Source organism: Photorhabdus africana (assembly GCF_035181445.1).
Taxonomy (GTDB): Bacteria; Pseudomonadota; Gammaproteobacteria; order Enterobacterales; family Enterobacteriaceae; genus Photorhabdus; species Photorhabdus laumondii.
In genome coordinates this window covers 1-511 of sequence record NZ_JAXBVE010000170.1, presented here as the reverse complement: position 1 = coordinate 511, position 511 = coordinate 1, and the positions used below count along the sequence as shown (strand labels likewise).

Annotated in this window: 1 protein-coding gene; it reads left to right on the top strand. The window is 37.4% G+C overall.

Going from position 1 to position 511, the window contains the following annotated elements:
* Positions 1–19 precede the first annotated feature (19 nt).
* The coding region (locus tag SLS51_RS23255; RefSeq protein WP_323840843.1) for an acyl carrier protein at positions 20–511 on the top strand (492 nt) is incomplete at its 3' end.

The following is a 511-nucleotide window of genomic DNA, read 5'->3' as shown; positions in this document are numbered from 1 at the left end:
TGAGGAAAGTGAGGTTGATATGAGTAATATTGAAATTATTCAGAGAGAAATAATCGCTATTTTTGCAGAGACATTTGGTTTACCGAAAGAAGAGATAAAACTAGAAATACCATTGGTTGAATTGGGGGCGGAATCACTTTTGTTATTCGAAGCGTTAGAGCCGATCCATCAACGATTTGGTGTAAAACTTTCAGTGCGGCAATTTTTCGCAGAATTACAAACAATTCGTCAACTCAGTGAATATATCTTGATGGTGGATAAAAACAGGGTTGTGGAAGATAATCATTCGGTTACTCAACCCGTCTTGGCTGATCAGGAAAAAAGGTCTGAACAATCCGATACGCCAGATATTCCACCGATTAATAAAGAACGCTTTTTCCAATGGATGTCGAGAAGTGCACCATCGATTGAGTCTGAGGAGAGAAAAAAGTATCTGGCTTCATTTATATCTAAATATAACGAGCGAACGATTAAATCAAAAATTCATTCGGTAGCGGTACGTAAAAATATG